The organism is Pseudomonas sp. PS01301, from assembly GCF_029960215.1.
GTDB classification, from domain to species: Bacteria; Pseudomonadota; Gammaproteobacteria; order Pseudomonadales; family Pseudomonadaceae; genus Aquipseudomonas; species Aquipseudomonas coleopterorum.
This window is the reverse complement of record NZ_JASCPM010000023.1, coordinates 41,280-65,277: the sequence shown is the minus strand read 5'-3', so window position 1 is coordinate 65,277 and position 23,998 is coordinate 41,280. Positions and strand designations below refer to the sequence as shown.

The 23,998-nt window shown below is 64.4% G+C and carries 25 protein-coding genes; 12 read left to right on the top strand and 13 right to left on the bottom strand.

Annotation, left to right across the window (positions count from 1 at the left end):
* The first annotated feature begins 6 nt into the window (after positions 1–6).
* From QMX89_RS13825 to dxs, 5 genes are all read left to right on the top strand, one after another.
* Positions 7–3,948 carry an SDR family oxidoreductase gene (locus QMX89_RS13825; protein ID WP_282348623.1) on the top strand — a complete coding sequence of 1,314 codons (3,942 nt, stop codon included), beginning with the start codon at positions 7–9 and terminating at the stop codon, positions 3,946–3,948.
* A gap of 145 nt (positions 3,949–4,093) precedes the next feature.
* On the top strand, positions 4,094–5,131 hold the full coding sequence (locus tag QMX89_RS13820) for an NAD(P)-dependent alcohol dehydrogenase (RefSeq protein ID WP_282348622.1): 1,038 nt from the start codon (positions 4,094–4,096) through the stop codon (positions 5,129–5,131).
* Between the two features lie 80 nt (positions 5,132–5,211).
* Positions 5,212–5,454 (top strand): exodeoxyribonuclease VII small subunit, encoded by a 243-nt coding sequence (locus tag QMX89_RS13815; protein WP_049860808.1) that lies wholly within the window; start codon positions 5,212–5,214, stop codon positions 5,452–5,454.
* Positions 5,451–6,338, top strand: coding sequence for a (2E,6E)-farnesyl diphosphate synthase (gene ispA, locus QMX89_RS13810; protein ID WP_282348621.1), 888 nt, complete (start codon positions 5,451–5,453; stop codon positions 6,336–6,338). The genes QMX89_RS13815 and ispA overlap by 4 nt, the downstream gene beginning before the upstream one ends.
* 70 nt (positions 6,339–6,408) lie before the next feature.
* Complete coding sequence (gene dxs / locus QMX89_RS13805; RefSeq protein WP_282348620.1) at positions 6,409–8,307, top strand: 1-deoxy-D-xylulose-5-phosphate synthase; 1,899 nt, start codon at positions 6,409–6,411, stop codon at positions 8,305–8,307.
* 45 nt (positions 8,308–8,352) lie between these two features.
* On the opposite strand, the gene ribA is transcribed toward dxs, so the two are convergent.
* From ribA to nrdR, 10 genes are all read right to left on the bottom strand, one after another.
* Positions 8,353–8,994, bottom strand: coding sequence for a GTP cyclohydrolase II (ribA, locus tag QMX89_RS13800; protein ID WP_049860805.1), 642 nt, complete (start codon positions 8,992–8,994; stop codon positions 8,353–8,355).
* Between the two features lie 102 nt (positions 8,995–9,096).
* Positions 9,097–9,840: a transporter substrate-binding domain-containing protein gene (locus QMX89_RS13795; protein ID WP_282348619.1), complete on the bottom strand. Its 744-nt coding sequence runs from the start codon at positions 9,838–9,840 to the stop codon at positions 9,097–9,099.
* 37 nt (positions 9,841–9,877) lie between these two features.
* A complete protein-coding gene (locus tag QMX89_RS13790; RefSeq protein ID WP_049860803.1) occupies positions 9,878–10,387 on the bottom strand; it encodes a phosphatidylglycerophosphatase A in 510 nt (169 codons plus the stop codon).
* Complete coding sequence (gene thiL / locus QMX89_RS13785; protein ID WP_282348618.1) at positions 10,384–11,349, bottom strand: thiamine-phosphate kinase; 966 nt, start codon at positions 11,347–11,349, stop codon at positions 10,384–10,386. Before thiL ends, QMX89_RS13790 begins: the two co-directional genes overlap by 4 nt.
* 17 nt (positions 11,350–11,366) lie before the next feature.
* Positions 11,367–11,867 (bottom strand): transcription antitermination factor NusB, encoded by a 501-nt coding sequence (gene nusB, locus QMX89_RS13780; RefSeq protein ID WP_049860802.1) that lies wholly within the window; start codon positions 11,865–11,867, stop codon positions 11,367–11,369.
* Entirely contained in the window at positions 11,864–12,340 is a 477-nt protein-coding gene (gene ribE, locus QMX89_RS13775) for a 6,7-dimethyl-8-ribityllumazine synthase (protein WP_049860801.1), read from the bottom strand. The genes nusB and ribE overlap by 4 nt, the downstream gene beginning before the upstream one ends.
* A 133-nt stretch (positions 12,341–12,473) precedes the next feature.
* Positions 12,474–13,565, bottom strand: a complete 1,092-nt coding sequence (gene ribBA, locus QMX89_RS13770) for a bifunctional 3,4-dihydroxy-2-butanone-4-phosphate synthase/GTP cyclohydrolase II (protein WP_056843970.1) — start codon at positions 13,563–13,565, stop codon at positions 12,474–12,476.
* Positions 13,566–13,599: 34 nt separating this feature from the next.
* Positions 13,600–14,262: a riboflavin synthase gene (locus QMX89_RS13765; RefSeq protein WP_049860799.1), complete on the bottom strand. Its 663-nt coding sequence runs from the start codon at positions 14,260–14,262 to the stop codon at positions 13,600–13,602.
* A 45-nt stretch (positions 14,263–14,307) separates the two neighbouring features.
* The gene (gene ribD / locus QMX89_RS13760) at positions 14,308–15,471 is read right to left on the bottom strand and encodes a bifunctional diaminohydroxyphosphoribosylaminopyrimidine deaminase/5-amino-6-(5-phosphoribosylamino)uracil reductase RibD (RefSeq protein WP_282348615.1); all 1,164 of its coding nucleotides are present in this window, start codon (positions 15,469–15,471) and stop codon (positions 14,308–14,310) included.
* Between the two features lie 5 nt (positions 15,472–15,476).
* A complete protein-coding gene (gene nrdR, locus QMX89_RS13755; protein ID WP_161804299.1) occupies positions 15,477–15,941 on the bottom strand; it encodes a transcriptional regulator NrdR in 465 nt (154 codons plus the stop codon).
* A 107-nt stretch (positions 15,942–16,048) separates the two neighbouring features.
* On the opposite strand from nrdR, the gene QMX89_RS13750 reads away from it, so the two are divergent.
* Together QMX89_RS13750 and trxA are read left to right on the top strand one after the other, a co-directional pair.
* Positions 16,049–16,510, top strand: coding sequence for a YbaY family lipoprotein (locus tag QMX89_RS13750; RefSeq protein WP_049860941.1), 462 nt, complete (start codon positions 16,049–16,051; stop codon positions 16,508–16,510).
* Between the two features lie 100 nt (positions 16,511–16,610).
* Positions 16,611–17,483: a thioredoxin gene (trxA, locus tag QMX89_RS13745; protein WP_282348614.1), complete on the top strand. Its 873-nt coding sequence runs from the start codon at positions 16,611–16,613 to the stop codon at positions 17,481–17,483.
* A 39-nt stretch (positions 17,484–17,522) separates the two neighbouring features.
* Here the strand turns inward: trxA and QMX89_RS13740 are convergent, their stop codons facing one another.
* Positions 17,523–17,879 (bottom strand): hypothetical protein, encoded by a 357-nt coding sequence (locus tag QMX89_RS13740; protein ID WP_056843966.1) that lies wholly within the window; start codon positions 17,877–17,879, stop codon positions 17,523–17,525.
* A 183-nt stretch (positions 17,880–18,062) separates the two neighbouring features.
* Here QMX89_RS13740 and QMX89_RS13735 point away from each other — a divergent pair, with 183 nt between their 5' ends.
* The 5 genes from QMX89_RS13735 (at position 18,063) to QMX89_RS13715 (ending at position 21,976) form a co-directional block, all read left to right on the top strand.
* Positions 18,063–18,668 (top strand): DUF2796 domain-containing protein, encoded by a 606-nt coding sequence (locus QMX89_RS13735; RefSeq protein ID WP_282348612.1) that lies wholly within the window; start codon positions 18,063–18,065, stop codon positions 18,666–18,668.
* A 3-nt stretch (positions 18,669–18,671) separates the two neighbouring features.
* A complete protein-coding gene (locus tag QMX89_RS13730) occupies positions 18,672–19,391 on the top strand; it encodes an ABC transporter ATP-binding protein (protein ID WP_049860794.1) in 720 nt (239 codons plus the stop codon).
* On the top strand, positions 19,391–20,656 hold the full coding sequence (locus tag QMX89_RS13725; RefSeq protein WP_049860793.1) for an ABC transporter permease: 1,266 nt from the start codon (positions 19,391–19,393) through the stop codon (positions 20,654–20,656). Before QMX89_RS13730 ends, QMX89_RS13725 begins: the two co-directional genes overlap by 1 nt.
* Before the next feature lie 11 nt (positions 20,657–20,667).
* The gene (locus tag QMX89_RS13720; RefSeq protein WP_049860792.1) at positions 20,668–21,183 is read left to right on the top strand and encodes a DUF3299 domain-containing protein; all 516 of its coding nucleotides are present in this window, start codon (positions 20,668–20,670) and stop codon (positions 21,181–21,183) included.
* A gap of 94 nt (positions 21,184–21,277) precedes the next feature.
* A complete protein-coding gene (locus QMX89_RS13715) occupies positions 21,278–21,976 on the top strand; it encodes an OmpW family outer membrane protein (protein ID WP_122742706.1) in 699 nt (232 codons plus the stop codon).
* Between the two features lie 65 nt (positions 21,977–22,041).
* On the opposite strand, the gene QMX89_RS13710 is transcribed toward QMX89_RS13715, so the two are convergent.
* Together QMX89_RS13710 and QMX89_RS13705 are read right to left on the bottom strand one after the other, a co-directional pair.
* A complete protein-coding gene (locus tag QMX89_RS13710; protein WP_282348611.1) occupies positions 22,042–22,971 on the bottom strand; it encodes an NAD-dependent epimerase/dehydratase family protein in 930 nt (309 codons plus the stop codon).
* The gene (locus QMX89_RS13705) at positions 22,964–23,848 is read right to left on the bottom strand and encodes a sugar nucleotide-binding protein (RefSeq protein ID WP_282348609.1); all 885 of its coding nucleotides are present in this window, start codon (positions 23,846–23,848) and stop codon (positions 22,964–22,966) included. Before QMX89_RS13705 ends, QMX89_RS13710 begins: the two co-directional genes overlap by 8 nt.
* Between the last annotated feature and the right edge of the window lie 150 nt (positions 23,849–23,998).

Here is a 23,998-nt window from a genome sequence, read left to right as displayed (position 1 = left end):
CTGGACATGTTGATGCGACCGCTGCGAGTGATCATCTGGGCCGTGTCCAGAAGTCGCTCTACTGCACTTGAACGCTGCGTGATGGAACACCCCGCCGTGCACGTACTTCACGAAAGACTGAGCGAGCCGTTCCTGATGCAGCACTGGCCTGAAAAATACCGCAACGTGCTCGACACCCACCGCAAGACCGGCAACCGGGACCTGGTGCCCACCTATGGCCAGGCTCTGGACGCGCTGGCCCTGGCGCCATTGCCCGAAGGGAAGTCGGTGTTGTTGAGCAAGGAAATCGCCTGGTTCTGCGACTTTGCCCAGATCAGCGACGACTGGCTGCAGCAGTTCAAGCATGTGTTTCTGGTCCGCGAGCCGGAGGCGGTCATGCGCTCACTGTATCGCGTCGGTACTCAGGGCGAGGACACGTGGTTCGATGCCGAGGAGTCGGGATTCGAGGAACTGCTGGCGCTGTACCGGCGCGTGCACCGAGTGTGCCCGGCCCAGAGTCTGCTGGCCCTGGAAAGCGATCAGGACTTGATGCACGACAGCGCCAGCGGCTTGAGCACGTTGTGCGACTTTCTGGGCGTACCGTTCAACCCGACCATGCTGCAATGGGAAGCACAAACGGTACCTGCCTGGCAGTTTTTCAAGGGCTGGCACGAAGAGGCGCAGCGCTCGACCGGTTTTGCACCCGTGCACCACCCTGAGCAAGCCTACCCAGCCGTGGTCGACGAAACCGCCGCCAACGCCCAGCCGACGTATCGATTCTTCGCCCTACTGGCCGGCCTGCAGCGACCTGCCAGTACCGCCGGGACGCTCAGCAACCTGCACCGCGCACCTTCGGCGAATCTGGATATCGTCCTGCTGCACAGCGGGCTGCACAGCGGCAGCGAGGACCTCGGTCACCTGCTCTGGGCCATGGCCCAGTTCCCCAGGGTGAACTGCCATGCCCTGGATACCTCGGCACTCACCTGGGCCAAGACCGAGGCGCCGGCCCCGCTGCATGAACTGCTCGGCCAGCCACTGTTGTTGGCCTGTCGGGAAGCGGACATCGCAGCGCAGCGGCCGTCCATCGACAAGCTGATGGCGCAAGCCTGCGTGATCGGGCTGCTGACCGAAACCGGCTTTCATTTGCTGGATGCACAAGGCCGAACCGGCCCCTCGCCACTGACAGCGCCTCAGGCCTGCACCTTGCAACTGCAACGCTTGCGCGAACGCAGTCTCGATGACTGGGGCACCTTCAACCATCACAACCTGAGCCCGGTAGCCGTGCCTGACTGGCTGGATACGTTCAATGCCTGCGTGGCCGCCGACCCGGATCACGTCGCCGTCAGCGATGGGCGCGACAGCCTGACCCTGCAGCAACTGCACGATCAGGCGCAGCGGTTGGCACAGGTGCTGCGAGCCCGCCTGGCGCCTGATGCCTGGGCGGTGTTGTTCAAGCGCAAGAACATCCACACGGCCGTGGCCATGACCGCCTGTGCCCTGGCCGGCCGCCGCTATCTCGAGGTGCCTGCCTGGTACAGCGCTCAACATTGCCATCAGTTGCTCGAGCGCCTGGGCGACTGCCTGGTGCTGTGCGACGCCGATGGCGCGCGACAGCTGGATGCCACGCAGCCCCATTTGCTGGAAAGCCAATTCGCCCGCCAGGTACCTGCCGACTGTCCGTCATGGGCACCCGCTCGTTCGGCCATCGCCTACGGCCTGCTGACCTCGGGCACCAGCGGCCCTGCCAAGGTGGCGTTGATGCCACCGTCTGCCGTGCTTGATTCCCTGGGCTTGTGGCAGAGCTATCTGCAGCCTGGGCAACGAGTAGGCTTCAATGCCTGGCTGACCAGCTACCTGTATTACCCGCTGCTCAGCCGGTGTACCACGGTGCTTATCGGCGATGAGGTGGTGCTGGACCCGATCCGACTGATGAACTTCATCGCCGACAACCATCTGCAGCAGATCATGATTATCCCATCGTTGTTGCAGGGCCTGGTCCGTGAAGAAGTTCGTTTCGTGGCCTGCTGCGCGGGCCTGGAAGTGCTCTGGAGCAGCGGGGAGAACCTGTCGGCGGCCTTGCGTTCACACGTGCAGGCATTACTGCCCGACTGTCACCTGATCGACCTGTACGGTTCCAACGAAGCCGGCGACGTTGCGCTCAAACACGATGACGGCAGCCTGCAATTGATCAGGGGTGTCGAAGCCCGGGTGCTTGACCGGGACGGGCAGGCGGTGCCCCACCGCGTCGCAGGTCACCTGCACCTGCGTACGCCAGGGATGTTCACTGGCTACCTCGGGCAGCCTGACGCTGCGCTGAACGGCCAGCTGTTCGACAGCGGCGATCGGGTGATCTGGCTGGGCAACGGCCGCCTGCGGTTGCTCGGGCGTGATAGCGCCCACCTCAAGATCCGCGGCTACAAGGTGCATCCGGAAAACGTCGAGCAGGTCTTGAACAGCCATCCGCTGGTGGCCCAAACCTATGTCGGCAGCCGTCACGAAGGCGCCGCCCGACAATTGCTGGCCTACGTCGTGCCTGCCAACCCCAAGCAACTGCCCACAGCCACTGCCCTGCGCGCCTGGGCTGCACTGAACCTGCCTTTCTTTGCGGTACCCAGCGCCTACTACGCGTTGGCCAGCCTGGACGCTGGCCGCAATCAGAAACGCGGGACGTTGAGCGCAGCCTACCTGGGGCAAGCCGTTTCACTGCCTGAAGACCAAGTGCCGTTGACCGCCACCCAGGCACAGGTTTCCGCAGTTTGGCGCACCCTGCTGGGCGACGACATTCCGGCCTTGCACGAAGACGATGATTTCTTTGACCGCGGCGGCAGCCTGCAACTGAGCGAATTGCTGCTCGAACTCAACCAGCGTTTCGATGTACAGCTTTCCCTCTCCACACTGATCAAGGACACGCGACTGCAAGGCATGGCATTGGCCATTGATCGCGCCCAGGCCGGGTTGCCTGTGGCCTCGGTCCTGCGCGAAGTCGCTGTGGAGGCAGCGCGTTACGCGTTCAATCCTGGGCCGCAAAGCGGCGCACAGGTTCTCCACGCCTACCGAGCCAAACCACGCAAGCGCATCCTGCTGACCGGCGCGACGGGTTTTTTCGGCGCATTCATCCTGTCCACCCTGGCCCGTCAGCTCGAGGTCGAACAGGTGGTCTGCCTGGTCCGTGCCAGGGACCTTGCAGAAGCGCGGCGACGCTGCCTGGACAGCCTGCACCGCCATGGCCTGGTGCCAACCGGCGTGCCGCTGGACTGGCTGGGCAAGCTGCAGATCGAATGTGGCGACCTCACCGCCACGCAACTGGGGCTGTCTGCAGATACTTATCAGAGCCTGGCGGCAACCGTCGATTGCGTTGTTCACGCAGGGGCCGAAGTCAATTGGGTCAAGCCCTATGCCAATCTAGTGCCGTGCAATGTCGAAGGCACCGCTCAGATCGTGCAACTGGCCCTCGATGGTGCGATGCCGCTGCTGCTGGTGTCTACTCTCGCCGGGGGCGGCAGCGCGCGAACTGGGTACGAAGAGAGCAAGCAGGTTGCCGAAGCCATGGCGCTGAACGCCGCACGCGAACATGGCCTGGCCGTTACCATCGTCCGTTGCGGCGACCTGGCGGCGCCCCTCGGGGTTGAGCACAGCACCGTCAACGACAGCGACTACGTGTGCCTGCTACTGGGCACGTGCATTTTACTTGGATGCTGGCCAGCCGACCTCGAAGGCGGTATCGACCTGACACCCGTCGACGCCGCCGCGCAGGTCCTGGCGCAACTGGCGATCCAGCTACCCGCCGGCACACTGGGTCGAGCGTCCAACCTGTGCCATCCAAACGGAGCCCTGTCCTGGAAGGTCCTGTGTGGCTGGGTGGCCGACACCCCGCACCGGGCAGCTTCGCCCCGCTACCCCTGGACCGCTGGCGACAGCGCCTGGACAGCGACACCCGCCAGCACCCGATCATCGCCAAGACCCGCTTGATCCTGCCGATGATTCTCGATGACCTGGCCGCCACACCGGCGCGCAACGAATTGGAATTCCCAGGGCCCTCGGCGCCTCGCCTCAACTCGGGATGGGCCGCACGGCTGACTCGACAACTGCTCCACAGCCTCGAGCAGGCCCGTCCATGAACGGACGCCTGGTCACCGCGTGGGCGGCCGCTCAACGCAACCGCGAACTGATGACGCTCAGCTACCGCAGCCCGCCCCTGAGGCCGATGGATGTGGAAATCCAGGTCACTCATTGCGGCCTGTGCAGCAGTGACCTGCACCTGATCGATGGCCACTGGGGCGATGCGAGTGTCTACCCACAGGTGTGCGGGCACGAAGTGATTGGCCACGTCAGTGCCTTGGGTGAAAACGTCGCAGGCCTCAGCCTTGGCCAACGGGTCGGCGTTGGCTGGTACCGCAGCGCCTGCCTGGGCTGTGAATTCTGCCTGCGGGGCGAAGAGCAGCATTGCCCCTGCCTGATCGCCACCTGCACCCATGGCGAACGCGGTGGTCTGGCCAACTACATGCACTGCGACAGCCGCTTCGTATTCCCCATCCCTACCACGCTGAGCAGCGAACACGCCGCGCCTCTGCTGTGCGCAGGCGTCACCGTGTACACGGCGCTCAGACGCGCCACGTGGCCCGGCATGGCGGTCGGCATCGTCGGCATTGGTGGCTTGGGCCATCTCGCTGTCCAGTTCGCAGCCAAGCGCGGCTGTCGCGTCACTGCGCTGTCCAGCAGCCCGCACAAGGAACACGATGCCCGGACCTTGGGTGCCAATCGTTTCGTCGACCTGAGCAATCCTGTCGAGTGCAAACAGGTGCGCAACGCCCTGGACTACATTCTGGTGACCAGCTCGGTCACCTGCGACTGGACGGCCATCGTCGACATGCTCCGGCCCTTCGGCACGTTGTGTTTCGCCGGCATGCCGCCACCGGTGACCTTCGATATCGCCTCCATGATGTACAAGACCTTGAGCATTACCACCGCCAATGTCGGTGGACGTCAGGATATTCTGGACACCCTGGACTTCGCGGCGACGCGCGAAGTAAGACCGTGGGTGCAGTCGTGGCCGATGGAAGACGTCAATCAGGCCATACGGCAGTTGCGCAAAGGACGGGTGCGCTACCGCGCCGTGGTGCACGTCGGCGACGTGCAGAGCCAGCCCCAGTAGCCGCGTTGCTCCCATTTGCCCCGCAGCCGCCTGTCTGATAACGTCGCCCGGTTTCAATCCTTCTCGCCGAGACCGCTGCCATGGCCCGCAAAAAAGCCTCCCTGGATTTCGAACAATCCCTTGCCGACCTGCAGACGCTGGTCGAACGCCTGGAGAACGGCGAGCTTTCGCTGGAAGACTCGCTCAGCGCTTTCGAGAACGGTATCCGCCTCACCCGTGACTGCCAGAGCGCGCTCGCCCAGGCCGAGCAGAAAGTCCAGGTGCTGCTGGAAAAGGACGGCGAACTCTCAGAAGAACCCTTCGACACGGAACAGCCTGAATGATCGCTGCCTACCAGGCTGTCTGCCAACAACGCGTGGATGGCGCGCTGCAAGGTCTGTTCATCCCTCCGTCGACGGAGCTGACGCGGCTGTACCAGGCCATGCGCTACAGCGTCATGAACGGTGGCAAGCGGGTCCGTCCGCTGCTGGCCTATGCCGCCTGCGAAGCCTTGGGTGGCGACGCAAGCCAGGCCAATGGCGCGGCCTGTGCGGTCGAACTGATCCACGCCTACTCGCTGGTGCACGACGACCTGCCGGCCATGGACGACGACGACCTGCGCCGTGGCCAACCCACCACTCACAAGGCGTTCGACGAAGCCTGCGCGATCCTTGCCGGCGATGGCCTGCAGAGCCTGGCTTTCACTGCCCTGCTCGACCCGAGCCTGAGCCCGCAAAGCGATGCCATCCGGCTGAGCATGGTCCAGGTGCTGGCCCAGGCCGCAGGCCCGGCCGGCATGGTCGGCGGCCAGGCCATCGACCTGGGCTCGGTGGGTCTGCAGCTTGATCGGCACGCCCTGGAATTCATGCATCGGCACAAGACCGGTGCCTTGATCGAGGCCAGCGTACGCCTCGGCGCGCTGGCCAGCGCCCGCGCCGAGCCAGCGCAACTTCAAGCGCTGCAGGCCTACGCCCAGGCGGTAGGGCTGGCGTTCCAGGTACAGGACGACATCCTCGATGTCGAAAGCGATACCGCCACCCTGGGCAAACGCCAAGGTGCCGACATCGCCTTGAACAAACCGACCTACCCGGCCCTGCTCGGTCTGGAAGCCGCCAAGGCCTACGCTCTGGATCTGCGCGATCAGGCCTTGCACGCGTTGCAGCCTTTCGATGCCGCGGCCGAGCCGCTGCGCGAGCTGGCACGTTACATTGTGACGCGACGCAACTGACGAGCGCGTGCGCAGCCGCCGCCGCATCAGGTAAACTGCTCCATTCTTAAAACTCATAACGATTCGCCTGATGCCCACGACGTTTCAAGAGATCCCCCGCGAACGCCCGGCGACGCCCCTGCTCGACCGTGCTGACACTCCTGCCGGCCTGCGCCGTCTGGGCGAAGCCGAGCTCGAAACACTGGCCGACGAACTGCGCCAGGAGCTGCTCTACACGGTCGGCCAGACCGGCGGGCATTTCGGTGCCGGTCTGGGCGTCATCGAGCTGACCATCGCCCTGCACTACGTCTTCGACACACCCGACGATCGTCTGGTCTGGGACGTCGGCCACCAGGCTTACCCGCACAAGATCCTCACCGGTCGCCGCGAACGCATGGCCAGCCTGCGTCAGAAGGACGGCATCGCCGCCTTCCCGCGACGCAGTGAAAGTGAATACGACACCTTTGGCGTCGGGCACTCCAGCACGTCCATCAGCGCCGCGCTGGGCATGGCCATCGGCGCACGCCTGCAGGACAGCGGGCGCAAAGCCATTGCCGTGATCGGCGATGGCGCCCTGACCGCAGGCATGGCTTTCGAAGCGCTCAATCATGCGCCGGAAGTCAACGCCGACATGCTGGTGATCCTCAACGACAACGACATGTCGATTTCGCGCAATGTCGGCGGCCTGTCCAACTACCTGGCCAAGATTCTTTCCAGCCGCACCTACACCAGCATGCGCGAGGGCAGCAAGAAGGTCCTGTCGCGCCTGCCCGGTGCGTGGGAAATCGCCCGCCGTACCGAGGAATACGCCAAGGGCATGCTGGTTCCCGGCACCCTGTTCGAAGAACTGGGCTGGAACTACATCGGCCCGATCGACGGCCACGACCTGCCGACACTCGTCGCCACCCTGCGCAACATGCGCGACCTCAAGGGTCCGCAGTTCCTGCATGTGGTTACCAAGAAGGGCAAGGGGTTCGCTCCGGCCGAGGTCGACCCGATCGGCTACCACGCCATCACCAAGCTCGACCCGCTCGACGCGCCGGTCGCCGCTCCCGCCAAGGCCAGCGGGCCGAAGTACTCGGGCGTATTCGGGCAATGGCTGTGCGACATGGCAGAAGCCGATCCGCGCCTGGTCGGCATCACCCCGGCCATGAAGGAAGGTTCGGACCTGGTGGCGTTCAGCGAGCGCTTCCCCGAACGGTATTTCGACGTGGCCATTGCCGAGCAGCATGCGGTGACCCTGGCTGCCGGCATGGCCTGTGAGGGCACCAAGCCGGTAGTCGCGATCTACTCGACGTTCCTCCAGCGCGGTTACGATCAACTGATCCACGACGTGGCGGTGCAAAACCTCGACGTCCTGTTCGCCATCGACCGCGCCGGCCTGGTGGGCGAGGACGGCCCGACCCACGCCGGCAGCTACGACCTGTCGTACCTGCGCTGCATCCCCGGCATGCTGGTGATGACGCCCAGCGATGAAAACGAGCTGCGCCTGATGCTCAGCACCGGTCACCACTACCCAGGTCCGGCAGCCGTGCGCTACCCACGCGGCAACGGTCCGGGCGCGGCGATTCACCAGGGCCTGGACAGCATCGAGATCGGCAAGGGCGTGGTCCGTCGGCAAGGTCGTGGCGTTGCCATTCTGGTGTTCGGCGTGCAGCTGGCCGAAGCACTGAAGGTGGCGCAGAAGCTGGATGCCACCGTCGCCGACATGCGCTTCGTCAAACCGCTGGACGAGCAACTGGTGCGCGAACTGGCCGAGAGCCACGATCTACTCGTCACGCTGGAAGAGAACGCCATCATGGGCGGTGCAGGTTCGGCGGTCAGCGAGTTCCTGGCCCGCGAAGGCGTGCTCAAGCCTGTATTGCACCTGGGTTTGCCGGACACCTATGTGGAACACGCCAAACCGGCGCAGATGCTGGCCGAGTGTGGCCTGGATGCCGCCGGCATCGAAGCCGCCATCACCCTGCGTCAGCGTCTGCTGCAGCGCTGACGACATCGCAATGCAGGGCCGACGTCGTCGGCCCTGCATTGCACACTACAGCCCTTCGCTACCCTTGCGGATCGTGCCGACGACCTCGCCCTGATGCTCGTTGCCCATCATGTGGCCAAGCTTGCCGGCCTTGGTTGCCAGATAGTATTTGTTGTGCGGGTTGTGTCCGGTGTGCAGTGGCACCCGCTCGGCAACGTTGATGCCCATGTCGGTCAACGCCTTGACCTTGCGCGGGTTGTTGGTCATCAAGCGCAAGGCTTTGACACCCAGGTGTTCGAGCATCGGTTCGCACATGCCGTAGTCGCGTTGATCGGCAGCGAAGCCCAGGCGCTCGTTGGCCTCGACCGTATCGGCACCGCCGTCCTGCAGTTCATAGGCACGGATCTTGTTCAGCAAGCCAATACCTCGACCCTCCTGACGCAGATACAGCAATACGCCACGGCCTTCACGGGCAATGGCCTGCAACGCGGCCTCGAGCTGCGATCCGCAGTCACAGCGCTGGCTGAACAGCGCATCCCCCGTCAGACATTCCGAATGCAGGCGCCCCAACACGGGTGCACCGTCAGCCACATCGCCCAGGCTGAGCACGACATGCTCGCGGCCTGTGGCCTCATCGAGAAAACCATGCATGGTGAACAAAGCGAAAGGCGTGGGAAGCTGAGAAGCAGCGACAAAAACGACGGGCACCGGGTGCTCCTGATTCTTGATGAACTTGACAAGGGCAGTATTGTAACAGCAGCTCTGCGGGCCTGCTCAGCGGATGATCGTGGCGCGCTTTACACACGCCGGTCAAGGCGCTGGCTGGGGGGCATCGAATGGATAAGGTTGGCCCCAGCGCTGGTAGATCCCGCGCAACTGTCCGCCTTGGACCAATTGCTCCATGCGCTGGTCATAGATGGCCAGCAACGCCCGCCCACGTGCGCTGTCGTTGAAGCCCAGGTACAACGGCAGCTCGGCCACGTGTATACGCTTGAAACGGGCGGGATCGGCCGCCTCGCGCAGGATGACTTCGATTTCGGTCAGGGCATCGACGTAATAGTCGGCACGGTCGTGTTCGAGCATGGGCAGGATGCCGTTGCGGCGCTGAACCTCGTTGTAGATTTTCACGTTCGGCAGGTATTTCTGGAACTGGTAGCCCCGTACCCAGGCCAGGCGATAGCCGCCCAGACTGGTGAAATCGACCTGAGGCTTGTCGACCAGGCTCAGGGCGTAGATATGATCGGTGTCGTAATGCCAACGTGGGTACAGGGCCTGCGTCTCGTTCTGGTACGAACCGACCCAGGCATCGGCCTGGCCCTGCTGCACCAACCCCACCGAGCGGATGTAAGGCGCGGTGTGGATGACCACGGTGACACCCGCCGGCTGGAACACTTCTCGCAACACGTCCCAGGCCAAGCCCTTGCCATCGGCGTCGGTGTAGTCCTCCCATGCCTCACTGACCAGATCGATGCGGGCCGGCTGCGGCAACGCGCCTGCGATGGCCGCCCCGCAGATCAGCACCGCTGCGCCCAGCAGCCATCGCCATCGACCCATCCGTTGCGCCCTCATAGCCGACCCAAGCCAGGCCGGTTCACACGAAGCTCCAGCCCCACACCAGCAGTTGCATGGCCAACCAGGCGAAGACCCCGGCCAGCACATCGTCGAACATGATACCCACACCCCCATGCACATGGCGATCTATCCAGCGAATCGGCCACGGCTTGAGAATGTCGAAAAAGCGGAACACCAGAAACCCCACCAGCAACCACACCCAGCCTTCGGGCACCAGCCACAGGGTGATCCACATGCCCACCATCTCGTCCCAGACGATGCCTTCATGGTCGTGCACGCGCAGATCGTCGGCGACCTTGCCGCACAGCCAGATGCCGAACAGCATGCTCACACCCAGCATCAGCCAGTAGCCCCAATCGGGGAGCATCTGCCACAACGGAATGAACGGCACGGCGACCATCGAACCCCAGGTGCCCGGCGCCTTGGGCAAGGTTCCGGAGCCGAAACCGAAGGCCAGGAAATGCCATGGATTACGCCACACCGAGGGGGGCACGAACTCCGCTGGAACCTGGTTGGGATGGTCTGTCACGGTGTCTCCGCAAAATGTTGGTAGCCCCGGATGGTCGGGGTGATGTCCTGGCCGTGATGATCGACCAGCGTGACGCCTTCGCCAATACTCGCTTGGCCGATGACGAAAAACACCTCGCCCTGCGCGCGCAGGCTGGCTTCTTCTTCAGGAGGCAGGGTGAACGCCAGTACATAGTCGTCACCGCCACTCAGGGCTGCCGACCAGGCACCTTCCAGTCCCAGCAGCGCCTGCAGGGCATTGGACACCGGTAGCCGCTCGCGTTCCACCAGCAGGGCGACTTTCGAGGCCCTGGCGATGTGGCCGCAGTCGGCCAACAAGCCATCGGAGATGTCCAGCGCTGCACTGGCCCGGCTACGCAATGCCTGGCCCAGTACGAACTGCGGCATCGGCGACCAGTAGTGCGCCAGCAACGGCCCGGCCACCTCTGGCTCGGCGCGACGCTGGCCGAGCACCAGTGGCAGGGCACCTGCGGCATTGCCCAGCTTGCCACCCACGCACAGCAGATCACCCGGTCGGGCGCCGCTGCGGGTCAGGGCCTGACCTCGGGGAATGCTGCCGAAGACCGTCAGGGTCAAACTCAGCGGGCCACGGGTCGTGTCGCCGCCGACCAGGCGCAGGGCGCAGCGTTCGGCCATGGCATCCAGGCCGCTGGCGAACTCTTCCAGCCATTGCGCCGAAACGCTGGGCAAGGTCAGGGCCAGGGTAAAGCCCAAGGGGCTGGCGCCCATGGCGGCCAGGTCGCTGGCCGCAACGGCCAGGGCGCGCTGGCCCAGCAGGAAAGGATCGGCACCGTCGGGAAAATGCACGCCCGCCACCAAGGTATCGGTGGAAACCGCCATCTGCTCACCCGGCGCCAGTGCCAGCAAGGCGCAGTCGTCGCCGATCCCCAAGGCGACACCCTCGCCGGCCCGCGCACAGGACGCCGCGGCGAAATAGTGTCGGATCAGCTCGAATTCGCCCATGGGCTGCATGTCCGCGATCAGCGCTTGTGCGCTGCTACTTCCGGGCCACGCAGGCTCGGCGCCAGCTTGTCGAGCACGCCATTGACGAACTTGTGGCCGTCGGTGGAACCGAACACCTTGGCCAGCTCGATGCCTTCGTTGATGACCACGCGGTACGGCACGTCGACACGCTTGAGCAGTTCCCAGGTGGACAGGCGCAGCACGGCCAACTCGACCGGATCGAGCTCCTCGATGGTGATGTCCAGGCAGGGCGCCAGCGCGCTGTCGATTTCATCGCGGCTGGCCGGCACACCGTGCAGGATTTCGCGGAAGTACGCGCCATCTATGTCGCTGAAGTCGTTGTCGACGCGAAACTGCGCTTCGATCTCGTTCAACGAGTGCTTGGCCATGTGCCACTGGTACAGGGCCTGGGTCGCCAACTGGCGGGCTTCACGGCGCTTGGCGCTGCGCGAAGGCTTGCCGGCGTCTGCAGGCTTGGGATCGCGCGGGTTGAAGCGATCGCTTTCGTCGTTGATCACTTGGCCTCCAACTGCGCCAGCAGGCTGACCATTTCCAGAGCCGAAAGCGCGGCTTCAGCGCCCTTGTTGCCGGCCTTGGTGCCGGAACGCTCGATGGCCTGTTCGATGGTGTCCACGGTCAGTACGCCGAAGGCGACCGGCACGCCGAACTCCATCGACACTTGGGACAGGCCCTTGGTGCATTCACCGGCGACGTATTCGAAGTGCGGCGTACCGCCCCGAATGACCGCACCCAGGGCGATGATCGCGGCGTATTCACTTTGCTGGGCGACCTTCTGTGCGACCAGCGGAATCTCGAACGCACCGGGGGCGCGAATGATGGTGATGTCGCTTTCGCTGACGCCATGGCGAACCAGGGCATCGATGGCACCGCTCACCAGGCTTTCGACGACAAAGCTGTTGAAGCGGCCGACCACCAGGGCGTAGCGACCTTTGGGGGCGATGAAGGTACCTTCGATGGTCTTCAGGGTCATTCGGGTTTGTCTCATCTTAAAGAGCCAGGCCGCCTGTGGGCGGCCTTTGCGGATAATGGATCACGAATATCGACGCTGCGGTTCGAGCACACCGCCATCTGGGCGGCACTGCGGCGAACCTTGCAGCCAGTCTTTATTCGGAGGGCACGTATTCTACAACTTCCAGATCGAATCCGGATATCGCATTGAACTTCATCGGCGAACTGAGCAGGCGCATCTTGCGCACGCCCAAGTCCCGCAGGATCTGTGAACCGGCGCCAACGATGCTGTAGGTGGTCGGTGTTTTTGCCGTGGCCTGCCCGGCGCTTTCGCGCAGGTGTGCCAGCAACACATCACCGTCCTGCTGATGACCGAGCAGCAGGACCACGCCGCTGCCGGCCTCGGCCACCGCGCTCATCGCGGCCCGCAGGCTCCAGCGGCCAGGCTGCTTGACCATCAGCAGGTCGCGCAACGGGTCCATGTTGTGCACCCGCACCAGGGTCGGCTGGTCCGCCAGCACGGTGCCCAGGGTCAGCGCCATGTGCACGTCGCCTTCCACCGAATCGCGGTAGGTCACCAGGTTGAACTGGCCCAGCTCACTGTCCAGCGGCTGCTCGGCAATCCGCTGAACGGTACGTTCATGGATCATCCGGTAATGGATCAGATCGGCGATGGTGCCGATCTTGATGTCATGCTCGGCGGCGAACACTTCCAGCTCGGCGCGACGCGACATGGTGCCATCGTCGTTCATCACCTCGCAGATCACCCCGGCCGGCTCGAAGCCGGCCATGCGCGCCAGGTCGCAGGCCGCTTCGGTATGACCGGCGCGGGCCAGGGTGCCGCCCGCCTGCGCCATCAGCGGAAAGATGTGCCCGGGGCTGACGATGTCTTCGGCGCGGGCCTCGCGAGCGGCCGCAGCCTGAACCGTGCGTGCGCGGTCGGCGGCAGAGATGCCCGTGGTGACGCCGGTAGCTGCTTCGATGGACACGGTGAACTTGGTACCAAAGCCCGACCCATTGCGCGGTGCCATCAGCGGCAGCTTGAGCGTCTCGCAGCGCTCGCGGGTCATCGGCATGCAGATCAGACCGCGCGCATGGCGGGCCATGAAGTTGATGTGCTCGGCCTTGCAGCATTCGGCGGCCATGATCAGGTCGCCTTCGTTTTCGCGGTCTTCGTCATCCATAAGGATGACCATCTTGCCCTGGCGGATGTCTTCCACCAGTTCCTCGATCGTGTTGAGCGCCACGCGGCACCCCCTTGTGTTCAGAACAGCAGACTGTTCAGGATTTCAGGTAGCCGTTGGCGGCCAGAAAGCTTTCGCTGATCCCGCCATGACTCGACTCGCTGGCCTTGTCGCCCAGCAGCAGTCGCTCCAGGTAGCGCGCCAGCAGATCGACCTCGAGGTTGACCAGGCGACCGGGACGGTAGTCGTCCATGATGGTTTCGCTCAGCGTGTGCGGAATGATCGTCAACTCGAACTCGGCGCCGTCCACGGCGTTCACGGTCAGGCTGGTGCCGTCGACGGTGATCGAACCCTTGTGGGCGATGTACTTGGCCAGTTCCTTGGGCGCGCGGATACGGAATTCCACGGCTCGGGCATTTTCCTGGCGCGAAACCACTTCGCCGACACCGTCGACATGGCCGCTGACCAGGTGCCCACCCAGACGCGTGGTGGGGGTCAGGGCCTTTTCCAGGTTGACCCGGCTGCCGTTCTTGAGCTGGTGGAAGGCGGTGCAGTCCAGGGTTTCGCGGCTGACGTCGGCAACGAAACCATGGCCTGGCAGTTCGACGGCCGTGAGGCAGACGCCATTGATGGCGATGCTGTCGCCCAGCTTGACGTCACCCAGGTCGAGCTTGCCGGTGTCCACGTGGACGCGCACGTCACCGCCCTTGGGGGTCAACGCACGGATGCTGCCGATGGATTCGATGATACCGGTGAACATGAGTTCTCCTCCAGAACTGGGCTGGCGCCAGGCGCAAGCCGAAAATTATACGCGCTTTGTCGGCGCCGTAGCGGGCTGTGGCGCGAGGTTCGGGGCCGGGACGGCAATCACCCGCCAGTCGTCGCCCACCGCGGTCATTTCGATGATCTGCAAAGGCGCCGCCTCGCTCATGCGCTCAAGCGGCCAGTCGAGCAACGGTCGCGCCGTGGAGCCCATGAACTTGGCGGCGATGAACAGCTGGTATTCATCCACCAGGCCTTGCCGCGCGAAGGCACCGGCCAGGCTCGCCCCGGCTTCCACCAGCACTTCATTGATGCCTCGCCGTGCCAGCTCGATGGACAGCTTCGGCAGATCGACCTGCCCCTCGTCACCACGCAAGCTCAGCAACTCATGGCCGCCTTGGGCGTATTGCGGATGCGCTGCCGCGTCTGCGCAGGTCACCACCAGCGCGGGCCCTGCCTGGAAGAACGGTGCATCCAGCGGCACTCGCAGGCGGCCGTCGATCAGGATGCGCAGCGGGGTGCGGCGGGTCGCCAGTTCGACGGTCTCGGCATCCAGCCCCAGCTCGGCAGCGCGTACGGTCATGCGGGCGCCGTCGGCGATCACACTGTCGGCGCCGGTCAGCACGGCACTGGATTGCGCCCGCAGGCGCTGCACCGCCGAGCGCGCAGCGGGCCCGGTGATCCATTGACTCTCGCCGCTGGCCATGGCCGTGCGCCCGTCCAGGCTCATGGCCAGTTTCACCCGAATGTATGGCTGGCCGTGCTCCATGCGTTTGAGAAAACCGAGGTTCAGCGCACGCGCCTCGGTCGCGAGCAGCGGACAGGTAACGGCGATGCCCGCTTGCCGCAGACGTTCCAGGCCCTGCCCCGCCACCTGCGGATTGGGGTCTTGCATCGCCACCACCACCCGCGCCACCCCTGCTTCGACCAACGCCTCGGCGCACGGCGGTGTACGTCCATGGTGGCTGCACGGCTCCAGCGTTACATAGGCCGTAGCACCGCGGGCGCGATCACCGGCCTGACGCAGTGCATGAACTTCGGCATGAGGGCCTCCGGCCTGGACATGCCAGCCTTCGCCAACCGTTTCGCCGTCCCGCACGATCACGCACCCCACGCGCGGGTTGGGGTGCGTGGAATACACCCCCTTGCGTGCCAGTTCCAGGGCACGGGCCATGTGCCGGGCGTCGTTGGCTGCCAGATCGGACATGCAGGTCACTCCTTGGCCGGCTCACGGGCGAGGCGGTCGATTTCCTCACGGAATTCGTCCAGATCCTGGAAGCGCCGGTAGACCGAAGCGAAACGGATGTAGGCCACTTCATCGAGCTTCTGCAGCTCGGTCATGACCCACTCGCCCACGACCAGCGACTTGACCTCGCGCTCGCCCGTGGCGCGCAACTGATGCTTGATGTGCACCAACGCCGCCTCAAGACGCTCGACGCTGACCGGGCGTTTTTCCAGGGCCCGCTGCATGCCGGCGCGCAGCTTTTCCTCGTCGAAGGGCTGGCGGCTGCCGTCTTGCTTGATCAGCCGTGGCAGCACCAGTTCGGCGGTTTCGAAGGTGGTGAAACGCTCACCACAGGCCAGGCACTCACGGCGCCGGCGAACTTGCTCGCCCTCGGCGACCAGGCGTGAATCGATGACCTTGGTGTCGTTGGCACCGCAGAAGGGACAGTGCATGGTGGCAGGCAACAAAAAAAGGGAGGGCCATGGTAGCGCATCCCACTGGCAAGACAAGCCCGAGCCTTTGCGGTATACAGACGGATCTACTTTTGTTGGATCTCGAAATGCCGTCCAAGTCGCTCGTTCTGCTCGCTCTTTTCAGCCTGCTCGCCGCCTGCAGCAGTGATGCGCCCAAGCCTGCGGCCAGCGCCACACCGCCCGCAGCCGCGCCTGCGCCGGTCATCAAGGCCCCCGTCGAACTCGGCCCGTTGCCTGCCTACCAGCGTCAGCTCAGCGGCAACCTGCTCGGCGTGCCTGCCGGTGCCGAGGTTGAAATGGCCTTGCTGGTGATCGATTCGAAGGGCCGCCCGCAAAAGCTGCTGGCCAGCGCCAAGCAACGCGGCACCAATCAGCCACTGCCCTTCCAACTGCGCTTTGCCGCCGAGGCTTTCCCGGCAGGCTCGCGGGTCGAGTTGCGGGCCCGTGCCAGTCAGTCGGGGCAGTTGATCCTGCACCTGCCTGCGGTGCAGATCAGCCAACCGACCACCCAACTGCTGGGCAACCTGGAAATGATCAAAGCCCCCTGAAACGGCCTGACAGCGCCCGCCACCTGGCCATCCGAGCGGCGGTGGTGGGCCTGATTCGAATCCCTTATAGTCCACCGAACCGCTGATCCTCGAGATTCACATGAGTCAAGAAACCCCCTACATCTTCGACGTGACCACTGCCGATTTCGATCAGGCCGTCATCCAGAATTCCTACATCAAGCCCGTGCTGGTGGACTTCTGGGCCGAGTGGTGCGCCCCCTGCAAGGTGCTGATGCCCTTGCTGCAACAGATCGCCGAAAGCTATGCCGGCGAATTGGTTCTGGCCAAGGTCGACTGCGACGCCGAGCCCGACATCGTCGGCCGCTTCGGCATTCGCAGCCTGCCCACCGTAGTGTTGTTCAAGGATGGTCAACCCGTGGATGGCTTCGCAGGCGCCCAGCCCGAATCGGCCATCCGCGCGCTGCTCGAACCTCACGTACAGATGCCGCCACCGCCAGCAGCCGATCCGCTGGAACTGGCGCAGGCGCTGTTCAGCGAGAGCCGTTTCGGCGAAGCCGAGCAGACCTTGAAGGGGCTGCTGGCCGAAGACAATGCCAACCCTGGGGCGTTGATCCTGTTCGCCCGCTGCCTAGCCGAACGCGGCGAGCTGGACGAAGCGCAGCAGGTGCTCGACGCCGTCAGCGGCGACGAGCACAAGGCTGCGCTGGCCGGTGCCAAGGCGCAGCTGACGTTCCTGCGCCAGGCGAAGGCCCTGCCCGACGTGGCCGATCTCAAGGCCCGCCTGGCTCGCGACGCGGGCGACGACGAAGCGGCGTACCAGTTGTGCATCCAGCAGCTGTCGCGCCAGCACTACGAAGCCGCCCTCGATGGCTTGCTCCACCTGTTCATGCGCAATCGCAGCTACAGCGAAGGGCTGCCGCACAAGACCTTGCTGCAAGTGTTCGAATTGCTCGGCAACGATCACCCGCTGGTGACCACCTACCGCCGCAAGTTGTTCGCCGCCCTGTACTGATGGGTTGCGCAGGGCCTGCCAGGCGAGCGGTCCGTCCCGCTAGCCGACCCAGCAATAGACCGGCGCATCCGCGCCGGCTTCCACCTTTACCTGCGGGCAATGGCGCAAGCGCACCAGCATTCGCTTGCCGGCCGCCACGTCACCCACCAACCCCTGGACCTGATCCAGCAACGCCGGACCCTCGATACGCCCTGCCTGCTCCAGCAGCAACAGCACGCTGCGCCAGGCGCCGTCGTCCTGCGCCTTGCCCTTGCCCGGCGCGGGCGCCACTGCAGACGTCGGCGCAGCTTCGGCGGCTGTCGCGAATGGGCCGGTGAGGTGCGCCCAGTCCTGGGCGTCTATTTCTATGGCCAGGTCCACCGGCAGATTGCCAACGGTGCCTTTGATTCTGATCATGCGAATGCCCTTTCATAGCGAGGCCTCGTTGTAGCAGCGCCCCGCCAGTGAAGCAATCCCGCCTTCGACATCACGCCGTCCGCGCCCGCTGCCTGAAGCGAACATGAATCTTTCCCCAGGCATGGTCACAAAATGTAAATTTGTTATAACATTGCGTTTCCATACCGCTCACGAGATTCCCTTATGCGCCGTCTCATGCTTGCCCTGCCCTTTGCCCTTCTGCCCCTCGTCGTCCACGCCCACGAAGAGGGCCACGATCACGAGCATGAACACGAGCACGAGCACGAGCACGGCAGCCTCGGCGCCCATGAACATGGCGTGGCCCGCCTCGACGCTGCCCTGGATGGGCAGACGCTGGAACTGGAACTGCAAAGCCCGGCCATGAACCTGGTGGGTTTCGAACACGCCGCCAGCAGCGATGCCGACAAAGCCAAGGTCGCCGCAGCCCGCAAGACCCTGGAGCAACCCCTGGCGCTGTTCAGCCTGCCCGCCGCAGCGGGCTGCAAGGTCACCGACCAGGAACTGGAAAGCCCGCTGTTCGGCGACAAGCCGGATCACGAGCACGGCGCCACCGAAGCCAAGCAAGGCGATGAGCACCATCACGAGCACAGCGAGATTCACGCCCACTACCACTTCACCTGCGCGTCGCCGAAGGCCCTCGACCACCTGGACCTTGCGCGCCTGTTCAGTACCTTCCCCGCCACCCAGAAAATTCAGGTACAACTGATCGGCCCGTCCGGCCAACAGGGCACGGACCTCACTCCCACGCAAAGCAGCCTGAAATTCTGACCCATGAGCGATGCATTGATCGAGCTGGCCGAACTGGGCTTTGCCTGGCCCGGCCAAGCGATGTTGCTGGATATCCCTGCGTTCCGCCTGGAGCGTGGGGAAACCCTCTTTCTCAAAGGCCCCAGCGGCAGCGGCAAAACCACCCTGCTCGGCTTGCTCGGTGGCGTGCACACTCCGCAACGCGGCAGCGTCCACCTGCTCGGTCAGAACCTGAGCGAGCTCAGCTTCGCCGCCCGTGACCGGTTTCGCGTCGAGCACACCGGCTACATCTTCCAGCAATTCAACCTGCTGCCGTTCCTGTCGGTGCGCGAAAACGTGGAACTGCCCTGCCGCTTCTCCCGACGCCGCGCCGATCGCGCCGGGCAGCGCCATGGCAGTGTTGCCCAGGCGGCTACCCAACTGCTGGCTCACCTGGGACTGCGCGACCCGGACCTGCTCCAGCGTCGCGCCGACACCCTGTCCATCGGTCAGCAGCAAAGGGTCGCCGCCGCCCGCGCGCTGATCGGCCAGCCCGAACTGGTGATCGCCGACGAGCCGACTTCGGCCCTGGACAGCGATGCCCGCGAAGCCTTCATCCAACTGCTGTTCGCCGAATGCCGCGCAGCGGGCTCGAGCCTGCTGTTCGTCAGTCACGATCAAAGCCTGGCCCCCTTGTTCGACCGTCATCTATCCCTGGCCGAGCTCAATCGCGCAGCGCGCCCTGCCTCATCCGAGGTGTCTTGATGTACCTGCTTCGTCTTGCCCTGGCCAGCCTGGCCAATCGCCGCTTCACCGCATTTCTGACCGCCTTCGCCATTGCCCTGTCGGTATGCCTGCTGCTGGCTGTGGAACGTGTGCGCCACGAAGCCCGCGCCAGCTTCGCCAGCACCGTCAGCGGTACCGACCTGATCGTCGGCGCCCGCTCCGGCTCGGTGAATCTGCTGCTCTACTCGGTGTTTCGCATCGGCAACGCCACCAACAACATCCGCTGGGACAGCTTCGAGCATTACGCCAGCAACCCGCAGGTCAAATGGGCCATCCCCATCTCGCTGGGTGACTCCCACCGCGGCTACCGGGTCATGGGCACCAACCAGAGTTATTTCGAGCACTATCAATACGGCCGTCACCAGTCCCTGCAACTTGCCCAGGGCCGTGCCTTCCAGACCGACCCTTTCGAAGTCGTGCTCGGCGCGGAGGTGGCCGACGCCTTGCACTACAAACTCGGCGACAAACTGGTGCTGGCCCACGGCGTGGCGGCCATCAGCCTGGTCAAGCACGACGACAAGCCGTTCACCGTCGTCGGCATCCTGGCGCGCACCGGCACGCCGGTCGATCGCACGCTGCACATCAGCCTGGGTGGCATGGAAGCCATCCACATCGACTGGAAAAACGGCGTACCGGCCCGCGGCGCCGGACGAATCAGCGCCGACCAGGCGCGCAACATGGACCTGACGCCCAGCGCCATCACCGCTTTCATGGTCGGCCTCAATAGCAAGATCGCCACCTTCGCCTTACAGCGCGACATCAACGACTTTCGTGGCGAACCGCTGATGGCGATTCTTCCCGGCGTCGCCCTGCAAGAGCTGTGGAGTCTGATGGGCACGGCGGAACAAGCCCTGTTCGTCATTTCGGTGTTCGTCGTGCTCACCGGTCTGATCGGCATGCTCACGGCGATCGTCACCAGCCTCAACGAGCGCCGCCGCGAGATGGCCATTCTGCGCTCGGTCGGCGCCCGTCCCTGGCACATTGCCGGTTTGCTGATTCTTGAAGCCTTCGCCCTGGCGCTGGTGGGGATCCTGGCCGGCATGGCATTGTTGTACCTGAGCATTGCCTGCGCCCAAGGCTACGTGCAGTCCAACTACGGCCTGTACCTGCCCTTGAGCCTGCCCAGTGTCTATGAGTGGTCGTTGCTGGGCATCATCCTCGCAGCCGCCGTGGTCATGGGCGCGATACCGGCCTGGCGCGCCTACCGACAATCCCTGGCCGACGGCCTGTCGATCCACCTGTGAGGATTCAACCTATGTTGCGCGCGGTAATGGCCTTGTTACTGCTGACCAGCCTGTCGCTGTCCGCGGCCGAGCTCAAGGAAGTCAGCTGGGAGGCACTGATCCCGCCGGATGCGCCCAAGCTGGTACCGCAGATGACACCCATGCACGACCTAGCGCAGATGGGCACCGCGCTGGCCGAAGCCGGGCCCGCCGCCCATCAGCAGGCGCCGGACGCACCGGTGGTCCAAGCACTGGACGGTCAGCAGCTGCGCATCCCCGGCTACATCGTGCCGCTGGAGGTCAACGAGTCGGGACGGACCACCGAGTTTCTGCTGGTGCCTTACTTCGGCGCCTGCATCCATGTGCCGCCCCCGCCGTCGAACCAGATCGTGCATGTGACCAGCGCCGTCGGGGTGAAGGTCGAAGAGCTCTACCAGCCTTACTGGATCGAAGGGCCGATGCAGGTCAAGGCCAGCACCAGCGAGCTGGCGCAGGCCGGCTACCAGATGGCTGCTGCGAAGATCTACCCCTACGAGCTGCCGGACTGAGCCATTGGCCTTTTATTGAGCCAGATCAAAAAACCGAGCCGGTGCACTGACTACCATTGGGCGAATTTCCTTCGCATTGCCCAATGGAGCTCCCATGAACAAGTCCTTGCTCGGCGCCTCACTGATTGCCATGGCGCTGGCAACCCCCCTGGCCCAGGCACACCAGGCCGGCGATCTGATCATCCGTGCCGGCGCCGCCACCACTGCCCCCAATGAAGACAGCGGCCAACTCAAGCTGGACGGCGCCAAGGTCGCGGGCACCAAGGCCACCCTGGACAGCGACACCCAACTGGGCCTGGCCTTCGCCTACATGCTCACCGACCACGTCGGCATCGAGCTGCTGGCAGCCACGCCGTTCCAGCACACCGTGGGTGTACGCGGAGTCAGCGCTGCCACCGGCATCGCCGGGCTGGACGGGAAACTGGCGGACGTCAAGCAACTGCCTCCCACCCTGTCCCTGCAGTACTACCCACTGGCGCCGACATCGCGCTTCCAGCCGTACGCGGGCGTGGGCATCAACTACACCCTGTTCTACGACGAAGACCTGAGCGGTGCGCGCAAGCAACAGGGCTTCAACAACCTGAAGATTCAGGATTCGGTGGGCTTCGCCGGGCAACTGGGGTTCGACTACATGCTCAGCGAGCACATGATGGTCAACGCGTCGGTCTGGTACGTCGACATCGACACCAAGGCCAGCGTCGACGGTCCTACGGCGCTGGGCGTAGGCCGCACCAAGGTCGACCTGGAAGTCGACCCGTGGGTGTACATGGTCGGTGTAGGCTACAAGTTCTAGACGCGCTTGCCGTCGCCCGCCCTTCGCCCGTTGCGGGCGTGGGCTGGCACGTGAAAGTGAAAAGCCTACAACCCGAGCAGGCGCCGCAGCCCTTCTTCCAGTGGGGTCACCGGCCCCAGCTCGAAGCGTTCCAGCAGTCGGGTATTGTCGGCCCGCGAATGACGGATATCGCCCCCCCTCGCCGGCCCATGGCTCACCGCCGGCAAACCACCCAGCACCGCCCCCAGCCCCGCCAGCAACTGGTTCAATGAAGTCGCCTGATTCAGCCCGACGTTCACCGGCCCCGCCTGCACATTCGGCTGCTGCAACCCCTGCATCAGCAAGGTCACCAGATCGCCCACATAGAAGAAATCGCGGGTCTGCTCGCCATCGCCGAACAGGCTGATCGGTTGCCCACGCTGCGCCCGCTCGCTGAAAATACTGATGACGCCCGAGTACGGCGAGGAAGGATCCTGCCGCGGCCCGTAGATATTGAAGAAGCGAAACACCACCGGCTCCAGCCCATGCTCGCGACGGTAGAAGTCCAGGTAGTACTCACTGGCCAGCTTGTCCGAGGCATAGGGCGTCAGGGGTGCCTTGGTGGTGTCTTCGCCAACCGCTTCGCCCTCGCCATTGTTGCCATACACCGCGGCGCTGGAAGCGAACAGCACACGCTTGACTCCTGCCAGGCGCATGGCCTCGCACAGGTTCAAGGTGCCGATGAAGTTGCTCTGATGGGTTTTCACCGGATCGTCCACCGAGGCCTGCACCGAAGCGACCGCTGCCAGGTGCACCACCGCCTTGCAGCCGCGCACCACCTGGGTCATCAGCGCGGCGTCGGCGACATCGCCCTCGATCAGTTCCAGCCGGGGGTTTTCCATCGGCAGGTTGCTGCGCTTGCCCGTGGACAAGTCATCGAGCACCCGCACCGAGTGACCGGCGCCCAACAACGCATCGACCAGGTGGGAGCCAATGAAACCGGCGCCGCCGGTGATCAGAATGGGTGTATCAACCATGTCGGTAGTATCTGTCCAGAAGGCTCGGCAACCCCGAACGCCAGGCGCGCGGCTTGATGCCGAAAGTGTGCAAAATTTTCTTGCAGGCCAGTACCGCGTGTTGCGGTTCTTCCCCTGCATCAGGTCGCGCGGCGTGGGCCTGCGCGGTGGGCGCATCGATCGCCAGCGAATGCAGCGTCTTGGCTTCGCTGATGATCGCCTGGCCCAGGGCCAGGGCGGTGGTCGCCTCGTTGCCGGCGTAGTGGTAGGTGCCCCACAGCGGCGCTTCACAGTCCAGCTGCTTGAGCACCGAGAGGATCACCCGTGCAGCATCGTCTACGGGGGTCGGATTACCACGTCGGTCATCGGCCAGAGGCAAGGGTTGCGGCAACTCGGCACGCCGCAGGTAACGGCCCAGTACGCCGTCGGCGCTGTCGTCCAGCAGCCAGCCGAAACGCAATAGCACATGTCGCGGGCAAGCCGCACGCACGCTCTGCTCGATTCGCCACAGTGCCTGACCGCGCAGGCCCAGAGGCACCGGCTCGTCCTTTTCGCTATAGGCAGTGGCCCGCGAGCCATCGAACACACGATAGCTGGAAGGCTGCAGCAGCACAATCTGATGCTCCTGGCATCGCTCGGCCAGACGCTCCACCGCGAGCTCCTGCTGGTCCAGGCGCGCCTGACTCACGGCATCGGCCTGAAACCAGTCGAAGTAGTACGCCAGGTTGATCAGCGCATCGGGGCGGGTTTCATCGAGCAGGTCGGTGAGGCTGGCTGCATCCCAACCAGTGTCCGGTGGACGTGGAGCCAGGAAGCCGATGCCCTCTTCCGCTCCAAGGCGAATCAGCGCATGCCCCAGGGCATTCCCACCGCCCAACAGCATAAGGCGCATTCGCATAGAGTCAGCAGGTCCGTTCAAATTGACAGTTCAGATTAACCGCAGGCGCGTGGTCGACGATCAAACCTTCGCCCGCACTCGAATCGAACAGCCATTTTGCGTTTTTCTGACGCTGACGTCACGCGCTATCAAAAAGAGGGTTTCGTGGCA